The following is a 20,780-nucleotide window of genomic DNA, read 5'->3' as shown; positions in this document are numbered from 1 at the left end:
AAAAATCAACTTCTCCGTTATCCCCAAAAATCCTTCATTTTCTCCTAAAATTAACCATTTTATAACCAAAAAAGACCGGCCAAAGTGACAACTTTCATCACTTCAACCGGTCTTCTCGTTCAAATTCACACTCAATATCTGTACCATCCAAATAAACTCACAACAATCCTTTTACCATCATGCACCGTTACCTTTTCAACCAAAGCAAAGTACAAATCCACATCAAACTCCCTAATCTTATTCGCTCCCTCGAATATCCCAATAAACTGCTTCGCCTTATACCTCACCAGCACGTTATCGCTTTCCAGCCTTTCTTGCCACTTGCCGATAAAATAATCCTTGTTTTCGACCAGCGTGTTAAACACTTCAACAAACGCCTGATACAAAACTCCATCGTCAATATGCCTGCTGTCACAGCCTTTTTCGCCCTTCGCCGGATATTTGCCGTTACATCGCCAAATAAACCGTCTTAACCTCTCATCAGTGGAGTTCCAAACCTTTCTGCCAAAGACCTTACCACACGAGCCGCAGATGACTCTGCCGGCAAAGGGTTTATCGGTTGTCGCATACTCAAGCTTTTGAATGCCGTACTCTAGCGCGAAATTCCGCCTGCGCTCCATTTCCAGCTGTACTGCTTCCCACATCTCTTTATCAATTATCGCCGGATGGCTGTCCTCCACATAATACTGCGGCACCTGGCCCGTGTTTTCTGCCCGTTTTTTGCTCAAGAAATCAATAGTGTAGGTTTTTTGCAGCAGCGCGTCCCCTTTATATTTCTCATTGGTCAGCATTTTCCGGATGCTGCCTTCATACCATTTTGGTTTGCCGTGCCAGTTCGGTACGCCTTCCCGTTCGAGGTCTTTGGCAATCCGGTTGGCTCCTTTGCCGTCGAGGAACTCTTTGTAGATGCGCCTGACTATTTTCGCCTGCTTTTCGTTAATGACAAGGTTGCCGTTTTTATCTTTGTCATAGCCTAAAAACTTGGTGTGGTTGATATGCAGCTTGCCTTGTTCAAATCGGCGGCGGATGCCCCAAGTGGAGTTTTCCGAGATTGACCGTGATTCGTCTTGTCATTTGATAGACGGTCGATACTAATACGCGAAATTGGAGTTTTGATGTCCGAGCGTTAAAACGATCTTAATATGCACTGTTTATCATCATGGTAGTCCTAAATGCAAATTCATAGTTAAAGTCTAACAAGCTTTCGCTAATATAACCCAATCTTATGCGCAGTCAAGATGTCAAGGCCTGCCGATGGCAGAGTGAAGCGTGCCTTGACATCTGACAAGCGTAGGCTATAATTGCACAAGCGAAAGCGCGAAAAACTTGTGTGCCTGTGAGATAGTGAATATTTTAAGACAGGACTCCAAAATTAAGGGGTTTATCCGTACGCCAATACCCAAAGTCTTTGGGATGAAAATCGCAAATCGCTTCAGCATTAACAGTTGCATCTCTCCCCGCACGACCAATTTCTTGAACATAATCTGCTAGATTTGCCGGAATGGCATAATGGTATACAACCTCAATATCGCGAATATCGACCCCCATGCCAAATGCCTTTGTAGCTATAACACCGCGAACAGCCCCTCTTTTAAAATCATCAAGTATAGCCAGCCCTTCTTCATATGTTGTTTCACCGGTGTATACTCTAACATGCTCTCTTTTTTTAGCGTCAATATCGATAAATAAATTATTGCTTGTTGTTTTGTATGGTGAATACACTATAAATTTCCGATTGTCTTCTAGAAATTGCTTCACGCGTGATAAAGCAATTTGATGTTTATTTTTGTCATATTTGCCTGTGCTAAATTGAAACTTCTTTATATTTATAGATATATTTTTTCGTTTTACATCAGTCATATAAATAATGGGGTTTTGCATTTTTAAATCCATGGAAATTTCCGCTATGGTATCAAGTGGCCCACCATAAACAGCCGTAGCAGTTAACGCCAAAATCGGAAATCTACCATCACGATTTTTATAACGCGCAATATATCTCCCAAGGTAGCCATAATCAGCCCGAAAATCCTTGCCCCATGAAGAAACACAATGCGCTTCATCCACTACAAACAGCGCTATTTCTCTGTCGCCGACAATCTGGCGAATATCATAAACTCGTTGAAGAAATTCTGGTGAAATATATAGCAATGAATAAGTACCTTGCTTAACACCTTCAAGTCTAACCTGCCTCTCGGCGTACGGAACATCTGAGTTTATATAAACAACGTGTCGTAATCCTTTGATACGTGCATCTTGGTATTGATCAGTCATTAAAGATTTCAGAGGTGTTATAACAACGGTAACCATATTCTCGTCATGAAAAATTTTGGACGGCAATTGATAAAGCAAAGATTTACCGGCTCCTGTTGAGGCTACAAAAAATATATCTTGGTACTGCTCATTATTTTTCGCGGAATAAACTTGTTCAATAATTTCATACACTATATCTTCCTGCGATACCTCGGTTAAACTACCGTCCCGCTTATCATTTCTATACATTGAATAAATTCTAAAGGTAGCATCCTTGCCCCAATGTTTTCGCAAAACAGCATGCACTTTATCCTTATAATTTTTAGCATATTGATATTCTTTACTGACAGGAATTTCTAATTTTTTTACAGTTATATCATAATTACTTAACAAACCGGCAAAATCAGCAATTCCTGGCCAATTTTCACCGTTTAAGAAAAAAATTTCCACACCAGTACATATAGACGAAATAAACCTCTGTATTTCACGCGGCTGAAAGATATGCTCTGAAAAAATTCCTTGTCCACTTAAATCCATCACCAATATTTTACTGTCATTAATCTCAGATATTTTTCTTTGCACTATTGGAGGTTCCATTCCGATTACTTGCGGGAAAATCTCAACACTTTGTAAAGTTGATATGATCTCGCCTAAATCACGGCATTCACCGTGAAAAAGCAATCCATTTTTCGTTTCAATTGGTATAACATTGTAAAATTGAAAAACCGCAGTTACTTCCTCGTCATCACTGTCACTAAGATCAATGCTTTTACTGTATAAATCGGAAAGTAACGACTGACTGTATTCCAGCGGTAATACAATGTTTAACGGGTTTTTTAGAATTAAATAATTCTTATCTTTCACAAAATTCAGTTGTGGCGCTAGTAGTAATAATTCTTCATAACTAAGCAATATTTTTTTGCCTTGTTTTAGCTCGAATAAAATATTTATAAGATTATCATTAACAACTTCTGATAGCTTTTTGTAAGTTGTTACTCCACGATAGTCAACCCAATTATATTTCGGTTTTAGATACGCACGAATATAATCAGTTTGTTCTTTGGTAAACCCTACTAACACCACTACATCATGATTGTCTACCTTTTCCACACATTCTTTTAAAAAATCATCAATAATTGCCAAATTAATCCCTCCGGATTGCGCAAGTTAATTGCTTTGTTCGTTTATTTTCTAAAGATATCCTTAATCTTTAAATTCTTTCGATTTAATTCTCTAGTACTATTTACTCGATTAATGGCAAATTTCCCTCTATTTTACAGCCAAATTTTAGGATACTACACGAAATGGAAAATTTTTGCAGAAATATAAAAAAGAAAGCGACTTGTTAATTTCAACCAAGCCGCTTTCAAAAATAGCATACTGTATTTAGTGTTTCCGCTCATATTTTTTGACTCAATTTATACGGTACAAAATAACGCGGCAAAGTACTTTTCGCAGCAAAATCATTAGAAATTTATTAGAATTATGAAATACCTCGTTTCATCGTTTTATGTAATGTTTGTCAAACTCATTTAGAATATTAGGATTGAAGAACGTCTTCTTGGAACTTTTGGCATCATCTGGATCAAGTCGGCGGACATAAGCATAACGCTTATCGGTTTCAAGATGCTTTCGAATTTCATGGTAGTTGTGATTTACTTTGAAGTCAGAATAGCGTTTCTGTAAGTGCTCGGTTAACTCTTTATAGTCCCATGGATAGCTTTCACGAATCTGTTTCTCGGTGAGATGCACCGCTGGCGCATTCGGATCATTGGTCACCCGAATTGAAGGAGCGTCCTTTGCCTTAGTTTTTACAAAACGCACTTCTACATTTATAGTAACCGAATAGCGGTCAGTAGGGGCTTCATTGGCAGGCTTTAGGCGCTGTAAAAAAGTCAGAAAGTTTTGTTCCTCTCTGTTTAAGGTAATCCCTGCCAAAAAACTGGGAGGATTTACAAATGAAAGCGGCATAAGATAAAAATTGAATTTCGATAGGTATTTACCAAACCACTCATCCCCGCTGAAACGAAGTTCTTTAGGCAGGCCATGCCCAGTTCCTGCAAAATCTCAGCAAGGGTTCCTGATCGGTGATAGAAGTGTACCGAAGTATCCCGCAGTTCTGTAAGAGCTTCCAGATTACGGCGGGCATTTTCATCAAGAGCCTTGGTTTCGACGAGTTTCTTGATCAAATAATCGGAGCTATGAGTTTGCCGATTACCTGACCGGGTTCTCTTATAAGTCGTGCGCTTCTTTGAACCCTTTTCAGGAACATATAGGCTACTCATTCTATTATCATGATCAGCTAACCACTTGGCTTTTAGCAGAAGTTCCCAGCTGTTCAGGGCAAGGATAGTAAAAGATTCGGCTCGATAAGGAAAATCGGGTTTGTTGTAAACATCAATAGCTGCCACCATGGCAGCTATCGAGCGATCGAGCAGTTCTTTAGAACGAGCTTTCATATGTCTCACCCTTTCTTGCTCCGCCAACTATCAGCTTCTACCCCGCACGACTGTATATGCTTTGTCCTGCACCATAGTAGCAATCGTAGATATGTTGATACACAAGGTCGCACTTCCGGTTAAATATTTCTGGGGTGTATGCTCTCGGCAGTTCCCGGTCAAGGAAATCCTGTATCGTTATCAGAACTACTGCCCTGGTCTGCTGGCGTTTTCTCCAATCGAGAACCAGCTTCTCCCTTTTGAGAGTATCTAAGAGTTCCCTAACTACTTTCTTCACCTGTGCCTTATCCTTGTCGGTCAATTTGGGTTCAGGCTTAGTAAGGATATCGAACAGGGCAAGTTCTTCCTCTGTAAGCTGTTCCGCCAGGCCGCGCTTTTCTTCCTCGGTGAGCTCCTTGGCGAAGGCAAGCAGTTTATCAAACATCAATTCCACGTTAAGGGAGCCACTATTGTACTCGTCAATCAGTTTCTGGAACCTCTCGGCAAAATCAATTCTACTTTTATTAAGGCGTACGAGCTTGTTTAATTTGGCGTTGATTAAACCTTTCAGTTTTTCGACTTCCGTATGCTTCTTGGACTTGTCGAAGAATTTTCGCAAAGCTTCAAAATCTATCTGGCTCAAATCAACTTTTGTATTGTACCCGGCAGGAGCTTCGTGGATGATATACCCTTCACTGGCAATAGACTGGTCAAGAACTTCTTCAATTTCACCCATGATGTCAGAAATGTCTGCCGGCGGGGTCAGTGACCGGATTTTATCGGAAATACAGGCAAAAAGATTTTTCTGCTTGGCAAACTCAGAAGCTTTGGGGTCAGGCAAAATAGCTTTATAGAGCTTAACTATATTCCCCACTAAGGATTGAAACCGCTGCTTGGTTTCGTCATTTACCACCAGGCGCTCAACAGCATCGTCCAAAAGCCTGACGAGTTCAAGACCTGATGTGTTAAGGAGCCTACCTACGTCAATGCCTTTTTCATTGCAGAAAGCAGTTGTTGCGGCAATAGCTTTTTTAAGTTCATCGATCAGCGTCGTCTTGTCTTTCACCGGCGTATCCACTGAGCCGCCCGCTACAGGGGTAGCATATATGGCAAGAGCTTTTTGAAGGTTGCGGAATACGCCGATATAGTCGACGATAGTACCGCAGGTTTTATCCTTGAATACCCGATTCGCTCTGGCGATAGTCTGCATCAGGGTATGGTTTTTCATGGGTTTGTCCAAATAAATTGTATTTACTGCCGGAGCGTCAAAGCCCGTCAGCCACATGGCACAGACAAACACAATCCGCAAAGGGTCATTGGGGTCTTTAAACCTTTTATCCAGGTCTTCGGTTACCATGCGTTTGCGATGGGGCAGGATATCCAACCCCTTTTTCTGAAAGGCTTCAACCTCGTTCTGCCCGGAAGATATGACCACCGCCATATCGGTTTCCTGCATGTAATCCAGTTTCTTTTTTATTTCAGCTGCTTCTTCAGGATGACATTTGGCAAGCTGCTTCTGCAGTTCATCCATATACTTTTGCCAGTATTTCTGAACCTTGTCATACATCCTGACGGCAGTAAACCTGTCAATACTTACCACCATGGCCTTGCCCATCTCGCCCCGGGTCATGAAATGCTTGACGATGTCCTCGGCAATTGTCTCCAGCCGGTCGTCACGGGTAATCAGGTGATATTCCCGAGCAAATTCCCGTTCCAGCTTCTTCTCCTCTTCCTCGCTTAAGGCGGCGTTGTCGATGATGTCCTGAATGTCATCGTTAAGTTTCTCGTTGATAAGCTGCAATTCGGGAATACGGTTCTCATAATAGAGGGGCACAGTGGCTCTATCCTCAATGGACTGGCGAAAGTTATAGATGGAAACATAATCCCCGAACACTTCCCTGGTTTTTTCCTCGCCGGCCATAAGAGGTGTTCCCGTAAAGGCGATGAAAGAGGCGTTGGGCATGGCAGACCGCATATTAGCGGCAAGGGTGTCATACTGGCTGCGGTGAGCTTCATCCACCAGCACAATAATGTCATCCCGATCGGTAATTTTCGGGTATTCGCCATCGTTATCACTTTGAAATTTATGGATAAGGGTAAACACCATCCGGTGATCCTCAGCCAATAACTCTTTTAAATGCTGGCAGCTTTCAGCCTGCACCCTTTCCTCGATAACGGCGCCTGCTGCCGCAAAGTTCTTGTAGATCTGGTCGTCCAGTTCCGTCCGGTCAGTGACAATAACAAAGGTCCAGTTGCCGGGTATTTTGCGCAGGATCTTCTGGCAGAAGAAAAGCATGGAATAAGACTTCCCTGAACCCTGGGTGTGCCAAAATACGCCGAGACGTCCTTTGTTTTCCCGTATCTTTTTCACTGCTTCAATGGCGTTGTTGACCCCCAGGTACTGATGATTTTTGGCTACCAGTTTGACCAGGGAACCGCCTGCATCACTGAAAAGAGTAAAGTTTTCTACAATGTCCAAGAGTCTGACTTTATCACAGGTTCCGCGGAACATGGTTTCCAAGGAGACAACGCCTTCCTCGCCCTCGCTGCTCACTTTCTTCCATTCGGCAAAGTGCTCCCAGGAGGCGCTCATGCTGCCGATGCGGCTCTGACTGCCGTTGGACAGGATAATGAAGCCGTTGTACCAGAACAACTGGGGTATGGTATTTTTATAGTCCCGCAGGTTGTCGTAATAGGCGTGTTCCAGCCTGCGGGCAGTGGATTTGAGCTCGATAAAAACAAGGGGGATGCCGTTGACAAAGCCGACAAGGTCGGCGCGGCGCTTATAGATTTCGCCGGATATCCAGAGCTGGGACGCCAGCAGGAAGTGGTTGTTCTCCGGACAGTTCCAATCAATGACCTTCACTACCTCATCTATTTCCTCATCATCGGCGTTCTTGTATGTAACCTTGACCCCGTCCTTGAGGAGCTTGTAAACATCCCGGTTGGCCTGGACGGGGTTTAAACTGCTGCGGTCTTTAACGATTTCCTCAATGGCCAGGTTGATGGCCTCGCTGTCCAAGCCGGGATTGAGCTTCTCCAGGGCATTACGGAGATACCTGGTCAGCACTACCTCGGAAGTGGTTTCCCGGCCGATGGTCCCCGCTGCACCCAGGGTTTCATGAAAGCAGTTGACGGTTTCCCAGCCGAGCTCTCGAAACAGGTTGATGGCAGGCTGTTCCACCAGTGCGTCTTCGCTATACCGGCTCATCTAGTCACCCCCTACGGCAATATCCAGATCCTCCACATCCAACTCGCCGGAGATAAGCTTGGGCAAAAGCAGGTCGCGGGTACGGCGGAGGTTACGATTCATAGCTCCGAGCTTCTGAATCATATCAAATATAGGGATAATATGATCAGCAAAATTCTGCTGAATTTTCCTGTCTGGTACTAATATTTGGTCATTTTTAAGGAAAAACTCATACTTGAAATTAGTTATACCAGTTGACTGAACCTGGTACTTTTCAATAACTCCATTTGCATATATCTCAAGAAGGTGAAGATATATAAGTTCAGGGAGCATGGTTTCCTTATCAGGTCTAATGAGTTTACAAAAGCTAGCACATATCACATCGTTGTCGTAAGAGTTAAGTAACGACTGATTTATTAGCAAAGCTCTTCCTACTGGTTGCCCTTTGCTGCCACCAGATACCTCAAATACTATATCCCCAGCTTTAAGCTTACGGGAACGGAAGTTAGATTCTGTATGGTAACGTAACGGGCATGACTCTATGGAGCCTTGTCTCACATTAGGTATATCTGTTCCTCGAATAACATAAGCCGGGACAGTATATTTATCACTTCGGGATACTTCTCCCCAACCACCTCCAATGGTATGTGCCAAAAGAGAACCTATATTTTTAACTTCCCACCCCTCGGGTATCGGCCCCAGCTCCGAATCCACCATCCTAACCTTCTCATGACCCGGGAACCTGAACTTCACAAACCACTCCCGGTAAAGTAATTGCGCCATTTCTTCAAGAATTTTGATGCGGCGGGTATTGTTTTCAATCAGGTCGTCGTAGGCGGAGAGGATAGCAGCGATTTTATTCTGTATAGGAAGCGGAAAAACATTCAAATCAATATCTTCGAAAGAAGACTTGTTCAGGATGGCCTTACCTGCTCCAGTCCCTCCCGAGATCGCTTGAATCTTAGGTGTCTCTGCACGTAGTAAATAGTAGACATATTTAGGATTAAACTTATCACGATTAACTACAATACTGTTAATTTGCTGGTTTGTGAAGCTAACTTTGTTTGTTAGACATACCTTTCCAATGGTAGAACCAATACAGACATAACAGACTGTATCTTTAGGTAGAGCATATCTCTTCTGTTTATCGAAGCCTTTATCTGACAATCCCCGTTCAACAAAATCAATATACCGTACATCAAATGATGAAATGTCACTAGGTGTAATAAATGGGTATTTATCACCGAACAATTCCGGCTGAGAGGTTGGGGGTGTTTTCCCTGTAATGACCTTACCCACATCTTTAATCTTTACCACTTTAAACTTGTTAATTGTCATAATAGCCCCTCACGTTCTAAACAGTAATTAGCTCAATAACTCAATAACTGCCTCACATTCTCCCTTATCCTCTCCTCCAGCTCCGCCGCCTCGGCATTAAGCCGCTCTAGCTCCTCGTTCAGCTCCTGCAGCCTCTCCATGAAGTCGAAGTCTTCCTCGTCTTTCTGGGCTACTCCCACATACCTGCCGGGGTTGAGGCTCCAACCTTGGGCCTCGATATCCTCGATGGTTGCCACTTTGCACAAACCGGGGATATCCGTATATTTGCCTTCGGGGAACTTCTCCTTGAGCATTTCCTCCGACCCGTTGAAGGTTTCCACCGGCTGGCCGCGGTATAGACGCACGATGTTGGCGATAAATTCAATCTGCTCCGGCGTAAACTCCCGGTGGGCCCGGTCTACCTGGCGGTAGATGTTCCGCGCGTCGATGAACAACACTTTATCTCCACGTTCAGTCTGCCTCTTGCCCTTATCAAAGAACCAGAGGGTGCAGGGCAGGGTAACGGTGTAGAAGAAGTTTGGCCCGATGGCGATCATCACATCCACAACCCTGTCCTGGATGAGCTTCTTCCTTATTTCCAGTTCCGAGCCCCTGGCATCGCTGGCCGAATTGGCCATGACGAAACCGGCCCGCCCTTTGTCATTTAAGGCGCTGTAAAATTCCTGAATCCAGATATAGTTGGCGTTATCAATAGTAGGCAGGCCGAAGGGATACCTGGGATCGTCCTTGATCTTCTCCTTGTCCACCCCGTCAACATTGAATGGGGGATTGGCCATGACAAAGTCAAAGCGGTTTAAGCAATTATGTACATTTTCATAATAGGTGTTGGCCTGCCGGATGTCGCCCGAGAGGCCGTGCACTGCCAGGTTCATTTTACACAGTCTTACGGTTTCGGCAACTTTCTCCTGGCCGTAGATGGATATTTCGCTGCTGGGATTTTTCTTGTGATTCTGGACAAATCTGGCCGACTGCACAAACATACCGCCCGACCCACAGGCCGGGTCCAGGATACGACCTTGGTATGGCTCGATCACTTCCACAATGAGCTTAACCAGCGATGTCGGCGTATAGAACTCACCGCCTCGCTGCCCTTCCGAACGGGCAAACTCACCAAGAAAATATTCATATACATTGCCAAAAACGTCCCCTTCCACATCCATGGGGACTTCGGAGAATATCTTGAGCAGCGCAATCAGTGTATCATTGTCCAGCCGGGTGTAAGTCTTTGGCAAAACGTCTTTCAGGTCTTCATTTTCCGCTTCAATGGCTTTCATGGCCTCGTTGACGGCCTTGCCGATATTCTCGCCTTCCGGCAACTTTAAAAGATAAGAGTACCTCGCCTGTTCCGGCAGGTACATGACCCCTCTGGCCTGATAGTCGGCCTTACCGATAGCACGCCTTGAACCTGCCGACCTTGCTTTTTCGGCAAGCTCCTTTTCGGCCATACTGAATCTCTGGTCGGCAAACCTGAGGAAGATAAGCCCAAGGACGGGCACCGAGTACTCGGAAGCTTTGAGCTTTGAGTTTGCCCTCAACTGGTCTGCGGCAGTCCATAGCTTTTTTTCTATTTCATTGTTTATTGACGGCATTGTCTGCACCTCTCTATGTTTGGTAGCTTTTAATCATTGAACACTGCAGTTTCCTGTTATGACGTAGTGTATGGAATAGCATACTACATTCTGACCTGAGTACGGGCACGTTCTCTCTGACGCTCCCTGATGCGCACTTTTTGCTGTAATCTGTTATACAGTTGAATATCCTGGTCGCCATCATACGAAAAGGTGATAACTAGAGCATACGGCTGTGGCTGCTCCTGCTCTGCATACTTGAATCTTTCCTTGCCGGCAACCAAAACGTATATGTAAGGGTCATCCTCATTCCCTATCAAATCTTTCCCGCCTGTTTTGCTTTTTGCCCATACACGCTGCTGAAGTGTGGAACCGTCTACCTCTGTACGCCCCGGTAAAAAATTCGCTTTATATTTGTCCGGCAACGGTTCTGAATCATCATCCTGCCCTGCTTCCTTTTTAGCTTTGTATTTAGCCAAAGTAGCTTCATCTATTCTCCTATAGACCTCGAACCAAAGGTTGTTAGCAAGATAATCTTTCCGGCTCAGTCGTGTTACCGAATTATACGCCATGCTAATGATAATTTGTTTGCTGCAATTCAGCCTTAAAAATTCAATGGGTACAGGTATCTTGTAAAGATGGAATGTACGAAGGTTAAGGGCATCTTCAGAAAACAAAGTTACATGGTTGCGGCCTGAATACAGCCAAGCGTCGTTTGGTCTGCCATAACCAAAAAGCCGTAGCCGTCTTTCCTGCTTCAGGTTCTTTTTTCCTGTGTAATGCCGGTCTGTAGATTGATCTGCCCATTCAATCATTTCTTTGGTAAGAGAGGCGGAGTTGGCCAGCATCGCCCTTATTAGATTTGCAGAGGGCTTGTCCCCAATTTGTTCTTCCAGCGCCCGTTCAATGCGCGCAGCCAGGTGTGTAACACGTGGAGCCGCAAAGCTTGTACCGCAAAACCCCCTAAAAAGTTTTAAATAATCATTGTTCAAGGTAGGTTCCATTAGGATTCTGTCGTTTTGTACCCATCTTGTATCGCCTCGCACAAACTGATGTACGGCAAAATTTCCTCCATAATCCACCAGTTCGGGTTTTATGGCTTTATTAACACCCATGCCGATCCGGGTAAATACGGAGGGAGCGTTTTTCGGCCCGGCGGAGATTCTGACACTCCTGCCATCAACCAGTTCTGGTTCGTCGAAGCGTGTAATGGAACCTACCGTCACACAAAGGGAAGCCGTAGCTGGATCAATCAGTCTGTGCTCGGGTTCAAACAACTGGTCCCGACATTTCTCCATGAGTTCCTCTCTACTCGTAAAATTATGAATCTCGGGGTTTGATACATTGCCGGCACTTATGACAATCACAATATCCAGTTCTCTGGATAATTGGTCCAAGACTTCAGCCCATGGCATCTGACGTCCCATGTTATAAACCATATCCTCATTTCCGGCAGACAAATTGAAGATTCTGCAGCCATATTCACGATGGAAATATTCAATTGCCTCTTTTATTATCCTTTCAGGGCGCTTCTCTGGGCTGAATATTGGATGGTTACTACCATCATTGTGCATAACCTTGGCATTACAGATTCGCACCAAAGGTGTGAACACCTTGGATTCAATGCATTTATGGAAATCTCCGTATACGACAATGCCGGCTACACCCGTACCATGGCCGCAGTTATCCGCCGTGGTTCCTTCAACAAGGTCAAAATCTTCTTCGGCAACAATAACATTATTTAAAAGAGGATGCCCGGAAAATATCCCGGAATCCAGCACTGTTGCCAACGGGGCATTTGCATCAAGGTTGTTTTCTATTATCGGCTCAAAATCTGCAGTTAAAAGCTCACATGGCTCCTCGGATACGGTTCCCATTGGAAAATCGACGGTTGCTATCAAGTCACAATTTAACAGGGCTTCGAGACTGTACTCGTTGACTTTAACACGGCCAAGCAGCAAACTCGGCGTCTCAAACAAATCAGCGATTAAAGCGCTCCCTACGGTCCCCAGAACCGTCTTTATTTTTCGTTCAATTTCTGTTATCTGTCTCTTATCGCCGTTATACCAGATATCGATATCCATAATGAAAAAGCCATCCGGCAGCGGCTCGCCGCTATCTAATTTACGCCGCAGTCTTGGACCGATTCTGTCTTCCCGCTGAACATTCCTGATACTTTCAATACATGAAAATATGTCGCGCCTTTGCGCATATGTGAGAATGGCATGTTCCCTTGAATCTGCTTCCCAGAGCGCTCTTTCACGATTAAATGCCGAAATAGATTCACTATCCGGAAACTGGACAAGGATTCTTGTGAATTTTCCATTTTCTACGGATACTTCCTCTATCAATGACAGGTTAAAGGCGCTAAGCATACGATTTAAAAGCTCTTGCGGCATTGCCTGGTTGGTCATGCTGATAATGAGCAGTTTGTCAGGTTCAATGCCAAGTTTCTGTCGCTGTTCGTTTATCGATTCGGTGGTTGCTTTAATCTCTCGCTCCAGTTTCTTGCCATGAATTTGGCGATCCCTAACCGGAAGGCGCGGCGCACTTGGATTTGGAGAAAAACGGTACGTTCTTACCGTATCCTCCCTCATAATTTCCAGGTGATTCAGCTTCTCTATTTCTATCACAGCATATCCCCCCTATGCTCAGTAACTTGTTTTTCTCATTGCTACAATGGCGGACTGCTTTCTTACAGCAAATTCAACATCATTCTTGGTAAACATTCTTCGTCCATCCAGGATGCACTGCTTCATGATAGTCTGGCACATTTTATCAATATCAGAATGTGAGAAGTTCTCCATTTCACCAAGATACTGCTCAAAAACCTGGACAGGTCCCTTAAAACGCTTGATGGACAAAGCGCATAACTTCAATTTCTCTTCCGAAGGCGGCAGTTCGAAATTTAAAATTTCGTCAAATCTACGCCACAAAGCATAATCTAACGATCTTTCAAAATTCGTAGCTGCAATAATCAAGGAGCGCCCTTTGAAATTATCGAGCTGCTGCAGGAATGTATTGACTACCCTTTTAATTTCTCCATGTTCGGAGAGATCATCTCTGCTTCGGCCAATGGCGTCAAACTCATCAAAGAAGATAACCCAGTTATCGTTTTTTGCATAATCAAATACTTTGCGGATGTTGCTCGCCGTTTCTCCAAGGAATGAGGAAACAACTGCGTCAAACCTGACATACAGTAAGGGTATACCCAACTCACAAGCAACTGCATGTGCAGTTATGGTCTTTCCGCAACCGGGCGGTCCATAGAAAAGTATCTTTCTACTCGGAAAGACTCCGTTGCTGACAAGAATGTCCCAATTTCGGAATTCCCGGACGATTGATTCCAGAACTTCTTTCTTTTCTTGTGACAGTACCAGATCCTCAAAATATTTATCAGGATAAACAACCTCTATGAGAGAGACATCCTTATCCGCATCTTTTGGAACACTCGGCTTGATTGTGCTTAGCGCGTGCTTATATGTAGAGTTTCCATTGAACAAAATCATCCTTAGTTCATCCGCCAGTATCCCATGGTTTTTCTTCCGTTCATCCTCGATTATTTCATTTGCTATCTTGTAAAAGCCCTCTTTATCTTCATGCTTGAAGCTGCTGAACAGCTTCTTGAGCAAATCTCCTCTTGCCATCTTCTTTCCCCTTTCCGAAAAATCTCCATGACGACTTCATGACTATAAGTCTTTCAACTCAGCAATGATGGCATTATCAACATTTCTTTGCAAACAGTATTCAATAAAACGCATTTTTGCCAGCCTGCTGGGGATGGTGCGGCCGTTCTCCCATCTGTTAATTGTTGAAAAGCTGATATTAAGATCTCGCGCAAGTTGTTCTTGTGTAATTCCCAAGTATACTCGAACAGCTTTAACAATATCACTAAAACTCATAAACATACCTCCACAATATACAATTATATCATATGCTATAGCATTTAAAGATATCTTTGAATGCAGGTTCTTATTTGGCGTTATCTCCCATGGTCCACAAGAACATATCCAATTCCTCCCAAAAGCTCATAAAGCCTTGCTATGCAAGGCTTTATGAGACAGGTTGTCGACAATACATTGTCGACAACCTGAATCTGCCTTAAAAAGGCAGATTTTTATCCAACATTCTATCAATATGCGAAATTCTTTGAGGTGTGAAAGCTTCTTTTTCTCGTTTTCGCCAGTCTTTAAAATATTTTGTACTGCATTTAACTGGGGTTATTTCACGGGCAATTATCTTGCTAGTCGCGGCGTCACCAAGTATAGTTTCGCTTTTACCCCACAAACCAATGCGCTTGCCATTTTCATCACGAGCGTCAGTAGTGTTGCAATAAACTAGCCTTGAAAATATCAATGTTCAAATCGGTCAAAATGTCATTAAAATAAGCCAAAATCGCTATAAAGGGCAATATTATCCTAGGAAATCGTAAAAAAACTCCTTATAATAGAGGTGTAGCAGGTAACCCTGTCCACGCACTCTAAAATAAGGAGCCAAAACGCATAGACAAGGATACCACAAAAACCACATTTTTTAAAGTCTTTGAAGCCTTTCCTTGTGATCGTTCTATGATATTGTCACCTTAAAAGTGATCTGAGAAAATGTCACTCATGGAGAAGGAGAAAATTTTCTTGAGTGACAAAGAGGTTCGCAGAGCAATCGTAATCGACAAAGTAATTCAAGGGGTTTGTACTATTGCAGAAGCGGCTGAAGTTCTTTCCCTAAGTGAACGTCAAGTCAAACGATTGAAGGCAGGTGTTATCAAAGAAGGTTTTGGGTTTCTGGCTCACGGTAACCGTGGCCGCAAACCAGCTCATGCAATTTCAGACGAACTTAGGGAACAAGTTCTTGCTATTATTCGTCAGCCAGTGTTTTGTGAGGCTAATGACTCCCATCTAACAGAGTTACTTGCTGAGCACTATAACATTTTTCTTAGTGTTTCCTCCATAAGGAGAATACGTCGTAGCGCAGGAATTTCCAGCCCGCGTAAACATCGTAGGCCTAAGTTTCACAGAAGGCGTAAACGCCGCGAGCAGGAAGGTATGCTTATTCAAATGGATGGCTCGCCTCATGCTTGGCTAGGAGAGGACAAGCCTTATATTTCGCTAATTGGAGCCATTGACGATGCTACCGGCAAAATCGTCGGCGCCATTTTCAGGCCTACAGAGGACCTCAACGGTTACTTTGAGGTTCTTAGGCAAATTATTACTAAGTATGGTATCCCAATAGCCGTTTACACCGATCGCCACTCAATTTTTGTTTCCCCTAATGCCGATAAGCTTACCATTGAGGATCAGTTAGAAGGTAAAAAAGCTAACTTGACTCAACTCGGTCGTGCTCTTAGCGAACTGGGTATTGAGCATATTAAGGCGCGTTCTGCTCAGGCTAAGGGACGTGTAGAACGTCTTTGGGAGACCCTTCAAGACCGTTTAAGAATTGAAATGGCTCTGGCCGGAATCCAAACTATTGAACAAGCTAATGAATTTTTGCAAAAGTTCATCCTTAAGCATAATGCCATGTTTGAAGTTGAACCAGCTAATCCCAATAGCGCTTATCGGCCGGCTCCAAGCGAAGAAAGCCTAAGAGAAATACTCTGTGTAAAGGAGAAACGAAAGCTTAAGGGCGGTGTTCTCTCCTTCCAAGGCCAACTATACAAACTTGATGGCCTGCCTGCATATTTCCCTGACACTACGGTCTTGGTTCACGTTCATCCCGATGGCAAGCTTCGGGCTAGTTACCCCAAGCAAAATGTCGTTTATGATCTCACTAGAGTTTCAGAACCCGTCCGGACAAAATCGCAGCCAAAAGAAAAAGCAGGTCCGCCTCCTACTCCACGGCGGCCTGCCCCGGATCACCCTTGGCGTAAGGGCTTCCGAATACCAAACACCGGAAGTAATTATACGCCAGACCGCACGAAAACGGAAGTATTTGGTTCAACCCTTCAACCTTAACATTGACTTTCGATGGACGCGGTCAAGGACGCCTAACAAGGCGAGCGTAGCTTTTATCCTTGACCGCGTCCAGAAGAAAGTCTAAAATCCAGACCTGGGTTGATTACAAAACACTACAAGGGTGACATTTTCATAGACCAATTTAGGTGACATTTTCACAGACTCTTGACAGTCTTTGAAGCCTTTCCTCTAGAAAAATTTTTGCAAATTGTCGCCAGTGCCGGTTGCGATCGTTATGTGAAAAAGCTCAAAACATTGAAACTATTATACTTGATGCTCGTCGCACAATTCTTAAGGCTAGATTCTTTGCGAGACATCGCCAACCGGCTTACTTGCGACAAGCAGCTGCAAAAATTGTTGCATCTTACCTCCATCAGTGCATCTACACTATCGAGGCGTCTGCGAAATATTGATCACCGTGTTTGGGAACAAGTATTTGCTGAAGTAAAGCGTCAAATCTGGCAACAAGCCAACAAGACCGGCGCTGTGCGGCAATACCAACTCAATGTTATCGACTCCAGCACGATTACTCTTTGCCTGCGAAAGTATCTATGGGCTGATTACCGTAAAACCAAAAGCGGCATTAAACTGCATCAGCGCATCACTATTCATGATGGCAATTCATACCCAGATAGCGCCGTTCTAACCTCTGCCCGCAAGGCTGATAAAACGGTCATGGATGAGCTGGTAGTCACCTCCCCCGATGCCTTAAACGTATTTGACAGAGGCTATGTTGATTATGCTAAGTGGGATGATTACTGCAGAAAAGGCATTCGGTTCGTGTCGCGTCTAAAAAGCAATGCTGTCATTGATGTTTTGGAAGAAAAAAGCGTTGAAACAAACCAGGTTTTAGCAGAGAAAATTGTGCGCTTGGGCAACGCTTATACCACCCAAATGACACATCCGGTAAGACTAATTGAAACTCGTGATAACCAAGGCAACGCTGTAATTATCGTAACCAATGAACTAACACTGCCAGCTGCAGAAATCAGCGATATTTACCGCATGCGCTGGCAAATAGAACTGTTTTTCAAGTGGATCAAACAGCACCTTGTTGTCAAAGAGTTTTTCGGAACTAGTCAAAATGCCGTATACGGGCAAATCTGGCTAGCGCTGATTGGATATTGTTTGCTGCAAAACCTGCAACAAGAATTGCCGAAAAGTGTTTCCCTGCTTGAGGTATTGCGGGCGGTACAAATGTTTTTGTACCAGGCGTTCAATGAATTAATAGCTGCTTTAAGCCGACCGCCGACGAAAACAAATCATGGCAGACAGTCGCTTGATGCTGGTTATGACCAGTTGATACAGATAATCGACCAACTAGGCACAGACTGGCTTGATATTGTAGATGAAGGGATGTATCTGTAGTACGTTGAACAAGAAAGCTGGATAGGACTGGAAAATGTGGCCGCAGGGTTGCCTTTATGCCGTCGTTGCTTTAAATAAGCAGAAGAAAAGTTAAGACTGAACATTCGGGAAATAGCCCAACGTGTGCAGCTGCTTTTTTCTATATTCTTCCACTTGACATTTTTTATCATTTTTTATGCAACAGTACTGTTGGCAATTATTATCTCGTATTTGTGTTTGTTTGTAAGAGATAAGGGACAAAACAAGGGACAGTTGACATAAAAAATGGTTCGCAACCTCTGCGAACCATTGATTTTACTGGCGCGCCTGGCAGGAATCGAACCTGCGACCAACCGCTTAGAAGGCGGTTGCTCTATCCCCTGAGCTACAGGCGCATGTTATACTGTTTTTCACTTGATGAATTATATCACTGGACATAATATGATGTCAATAGTTAACCTGCTACCATTTTGGGTAAAGCTCTATCAGTTCTTGTTAGTTTTAACCAAAATGAGTTACTCCTATGCTGTCATATGCTTATTCGCTGTTTTACCGTCCCTGCAGGAAATCCGGTTCCCGGTCTTCCGTTTAACGGCAACCTTATCGCTACCAGGTTATCAAAAAACCGGCTCAAGAAGTGACAGAAACCATAGCTGATCACGGAATTATTTTTTACGCTTTGTCGCATTTTTTTATTATAAAAACACGCCATCTTTACAAACTATTAGTAAAAATACCGAAAGGAGCATACCATGAGCGAACAGTACCATTCCACCCAGCAGCGTATCAGTATCCATCCGTCGGTGCTGGAAATGTACGAAAAGATTCATGCTGACGGGATTAGCAACGTCTTTGACCGCTATCCACCCCAGGAAAAAATCCGCTGCAACTTCTGCCTCCAAGGTAACAGTTGCCAGCTGTGCTCGCACGGGCCGTGCCGCATTTCGGACAATGCAGGCGCCACTCTAGGCGTATGCGGCATTGACCGGGACGCGATGGCCATGCGGGCTCTGCTGCTCTTAAACGTTATGGGCAGCGCCACCTATACCCACCATGCCTATCAGGCTTTCCGCACGCTCAAATCCACCGCTGAAGGCAAAACACCCTTTGAAATCAAAGACGTAGACAAACTCAAATTCATGTGCAGCAAGTTGGGCATACCTACCAATACTTCGGTAAGCGAAATGGCCTATAAGCTGGCCGATGCGCTCATCGCCGAACTGCACCACGATTATGACGAACCCAGTAAAATGATTGACGCCTTTGCGCCCAGGTACCGCAAGAAGGTATGGCAAGAACTGGCAATATTCCCCGCCGGCGTGCTCTACGAAATTTCCGATGCCACCGCCAGCTGCCTAACCAATGTTGACGGCGACTATGTCTCCTTGGGGAAAAAAGCGCTCCGGCTCGGTATCGCCACCATTTACACTTCCCAGATCGGGCTGGAAATGGTACAAGACATCCTGTACGGCACGCCCATGCCCCATGAAGTCGAAGTTGACCTGGGCATCATGGACCCTGACTATGTCAACATCGTTTTCAACGGCCACCAGCCGTGGACCGGTTTTGCAACCATGAAACTGGCGAATGAGGAGAAATGGAAGAATGCCGCCAAGGCAGCCGGCGCCAAAGGCATCAAAGTCATCGGTTCCATCGAAACCGGCCAGGAACTCATCCAACGCGCCGAAATGAGCGAAGTCTTCGGCGGCCTGACCGGCAACTGGCTGCATATCGAGCCGCTATTGGCTACTGGCACGGTCGACGTTTTTGCCATGGACGAAAACTGCTGTCCGCCTAATCTGGCACCATATGCCAAAAAGTATCAGGTTACCCTGGTCAGCGTTAATGACATTGTCCGTATTCCTGACCTTAAATTCGCCTTTGACTACAAGCCGCCCGAAGCAGCCTTCATTGCCCAGAAGCTAATCGAACTTGGCATTGATAACTTCAAACACCGCCGGCAAAAAGTGCAGCCTACTGTGCCCAAATATAAACAGAAAGCCATTGCCGGCTTCTCGACCGAAGCAGTGCTGAAAGCGCTCGGCGGTAAACTCGATCCGCTGGTAGACGTCATCGCTGCCGGTAAAATTAAGGGTGTCGTTGCCCTCGTCAACTGCACCTCCCTTAAAAACGGCCCGCAGGACTATGTAACGGTCAACTTGGCAAAAGAATTAATCAAACGAGACATCCTGATCGTAGCCGGGGGCTGCGGCTGCCACGCACTGGAAGTAGCCGGCCTGGCCAACCTGGACGCCCTTTCCCTGGCGGGTAGCGGCTTGCAGGAAGTGGGCCGCGCCCTTGGCATCCCGCCCGTGCTGCCTTTCGGCACCTGCACCGACACAGGCCGCATCAGCATGCTTGTTACCGCACTGGCTGACCATCTCGATGTTGACGTACCCCAACTGCCCATTGCCGTTACAGCGCCGCAATGGCTGGAACAGAAGGCGACCATCGACGGTATTTTCGCCGTAGCCTATGGCGCTTATACCCACCTAGCGCCCCCGCCCAGCATTACCGGCGCGCCGCGGCTAGTTAAACTGCTGACCGAGGATGTGGAAGGCCTGACCGGCGGCAAAGTTGCCGTTACCGATGATCCGGTTGAAGCCGCCAACGGCATTGAAACCCATATCATGAAAAAGCGCAAAGCGCTTGGCCTGAGTTAAACCCATCGAACATTAGAAAAGCGACTCATCTTATC

Annotated in this window: 13 protein-coding genes and 1 tRNA gene; 3 read left to right on the top strand and 11 right to left on the bottom strand. The window is 44.8% G+C overall.

Features of this window, described 5'->3' with window-relative positions; translation table 11 throughout:
- Nucleotides 1-131 precede the first annotated feature (131 nt).
- From TCARDRAFT_RS06935 to TCARDRAFT_RS06895, 10 genes are all read right to left on the bottom strand, one after another.
- Nucleotides 132-908 (bottom strand): recombinase family protein, encoded by a 777-nt coding sequence (locus TCARDRAFT_RS06935; protein ID WP_232199110.1) that lies wholly within the window; start codon nt 906-908, stop codon nt 132-134.
- Nucleotides 909-1,353: 445 nt separating this feature from the next.
- Entirely contained in the window at nt 1,354-3,393 is a 2,040-nt protein-coding gene (locus TCARDRAFT_RS14570; RefSeq protein ID WP_007289290.1) for a helicase-related protein, read from the bottom strand.
- A 357-nt stretch (nt 3,394-3,750) separates the two neighbouring features.
- The gene (locus TCARDRAFT_RS15780) at nt 3,751-4,221 is read right to left on the bottom strand and encodes a hypothetical protein (RefSeq protein ID WP_007289289.1); all 471 of its coding nucleotides are present in this window, start codon (nt 4,219-4,221) and stop codon (nt 3,751-3,753) included.
- The gene (locus TCARDRAFT_RS15775) at nt 4,203-4,709 is read right to left on the bottom strand and encodes a DUF3644 domain-containing protein (RefSeq protein ID WP_007289288.1); all 507 of its coding nucleotides are present in this window, start codon (nt 4,707-4,709) and stop codon (nt 4,203-4,205) included. Before TCARDRAFT_RS15775 ends, TCARDRAFT_RS15780 begins: the two co-directional genes overlap by 19 nt.
- A gap of 37 nt (nt 4,710-4,746) precedes the next feature.
- Nucleotides 4,747-7,899: a type I restriction endonuclease subunit R gene (locus TCARDRAFT_RS06920; protein ID WP_007289287.1), complete on the bottom strand. Its 3,153-nt coding sequence runs from the start codon at nt 7,897-7,899 to the stop codon at nt 4,747-4,749.
- On the bottom strand, nt 7,900-9,216 hold the full coding sequence (locus TCARDRAFT_RS06915) for a restriction endonuclease subunit S (RefSeq protein ID WP_007289286.1): 1,317 nt from the start codon (nt 9,214-9,216) through the stop codon (nt 7,900-7,902).
- Nucleotides 9,217-9,248: 32 nt separating this feature from the next.
- A complete protein-coding gene (locus tag TCARDRAFT_RS06910) occupies nt 9,249-10,805 on the bottom strand; it encodes a class I SAM-dependent DNA methyltransferase (protein WP_007289285.1) in 1,557 nt (518 codons plus the stop codon).
- 83 nt (nt 10,806-10,888) lie between these two features.
- On the bottom strand, nt 10,889-13,417 hold the full coding sequence (locus tag TCARDRAFT_RS06905) for a S8 family peptidase (RefSeq protein WP_007289284.1): 2,529 nt from the start codon (nt 13,415-13,417) through the stop codon (nt 10,889-10,891).
- 18 nt (nt 13,418-13,435) lie between these two features.
- Entirely contained in the window at nt 13,436-14,431 is a 996-nt protein-coding gene (locus TCARDRAFT_RS06900; protein ID WP_007289283.1) for an AAA family ATPase, read from the bottom strand.
- 42 nt (nt 14,432-14,473) lie between these two features.
- Complete coding sequence (locus tag TCARDRAFT_RS06895) at nt 14,474-14,686, bottom strand: helix-turn-helix domain-containing protein (RefSeq protein ID WP_040683148.1); 213 nt, start codon at nt 14,684-14,686, stop codon at nt 14,474-14,476.
- Nucleotides 14,687-15,415: 729 nt separating this feature from the next.
- Here TCARDRAFT_RS06895 and TCARDRAFT_RS06890 point away from each other — a divergent pair.
- Nucleotides 15,416-16,735 (top strand): ISNCY family transposase, encoded by a 1,320-nt coding sequence (locus TCARDRAFT_RS06890; RefSeq protein ID WP_198003904.1) that lies wholly within the window; start codon nt 15,416-15,418, stop codon nt 16,733-16,735.
- Nucleotides 16,736-16,900: 165 nt separating this feature from the next.
- Nucleotides 16,901-18,103, top strand: coding sequence for an IS4 family transposase (locus tag TCARDRAFT_RS06885; protein WP_007289281.1), 1,203 nt, complete (start codon nt 16,901-16,903; stop codon nt 18,101-18,103).
- Between the two features lie 298 nt (nt 18,104-18,401).
- Here TCARDRAFT_RS06885 and TCARDRAFT_RS06880 read toward each other — a convergent pair.
- Nucleotides 18,402-18,477: transfer RNA gene (locus tag TCARDRAFT_RS06880), tRNA-Arg, on the bottom strand.
- A gap of 357 nt (nt 18,478-18,834) precedes the next feature.
- Between TCARDRAFT_RS06880 and cooS the strand changes: the two genes are divergently transcribed.
- Nucleotides 18,835-20,745 (top strand): anaerobic carbon-monoxide dehydrogenase catalytic subunit, encoded by a 1,911-nt coding sequence (gene cooS, locus TCARDRAFT_RS06875; protein WP_007289280.1) that lies wholly within the window; start codon nt 18,835-18,837, stop codon nt 20,743-20,745.
- The last annotated feature ends 35 nt before the right edge of the window (nt 20,746-20,780 follow it).

This window comes from Thermosinus carboxydivorans Nor1 (assembly GCF_000169155.1).
Lineage (GTDB): Bacteria > Bacillota > Negativicutes > Sporomusales > Thermosinaceae > Thermosinus > Thermosinus carboxydivorans.
The sequence above is the reverse complement of the archived record's forward strand: the minus strand, read 5'-3'. Positions and strand labels throughout refer to the sequence as shown.

Coding starts and splice junctions, on each gene's coding strand:
- TCARDRAFT_RS15775 (WP_007289288.1), bottom strand. CDS start 4,709: ATGAAAGCTCGTTCTAAAGAACTGCTCGATCGCTCGATAGCTGCCATG.
- TCARDRAFT_RS06900 (WP_007289283.1), bottom strand. CDS start 14,431: ATGGCAAGAGGAGATTTGCTCAAGAAGCTGTTCAGCAGCTTCAAGCAT.
- TCARDRAFT_RS06915 (WP_007289286.1), bottom strand. CDS start 9,216: ATGACAATTAACAAGTTTAAAGTGGTAAAGATTAAAGATGTGGGTAAG.
- TCARDRAFT_RS06895 (WP_040683148.1), bottom strand. CDS start 14,686: ATGAGTTTTAGTGATATTGTTAAAGCTGTTCGAGTATACTTGGGAATT.
- TCARDRAFT_RS15780 (WP_007289289.1), bottom strand. CDS start 4,221: ATGCCGCTTTCATTTGTAAATCCTCCCAGTTTTTTGGCAGGGATTACC.
- TCARDRAFT_RS06920 (WP_007289287.1), bottom strand. CDS start 7,899: ATGAGCCGGTATAGCGAAGACGCACTGGTGGAACAGCCTGCCATCAAC.
- TCARDRAFT_RS06910 (WP_007289285.1), bottom strand. CDS start 10,805: ATGCCGTCAATAAACAATGAAATAGAAAAAAAGCTATGGACTGCCGCA.
- cooS (WP_007289280.1), top strand. CDS start 18,835: ATGAGCGAACAGTACCATTCCACCCAGCAGCGTATCAGTATCCATCCG.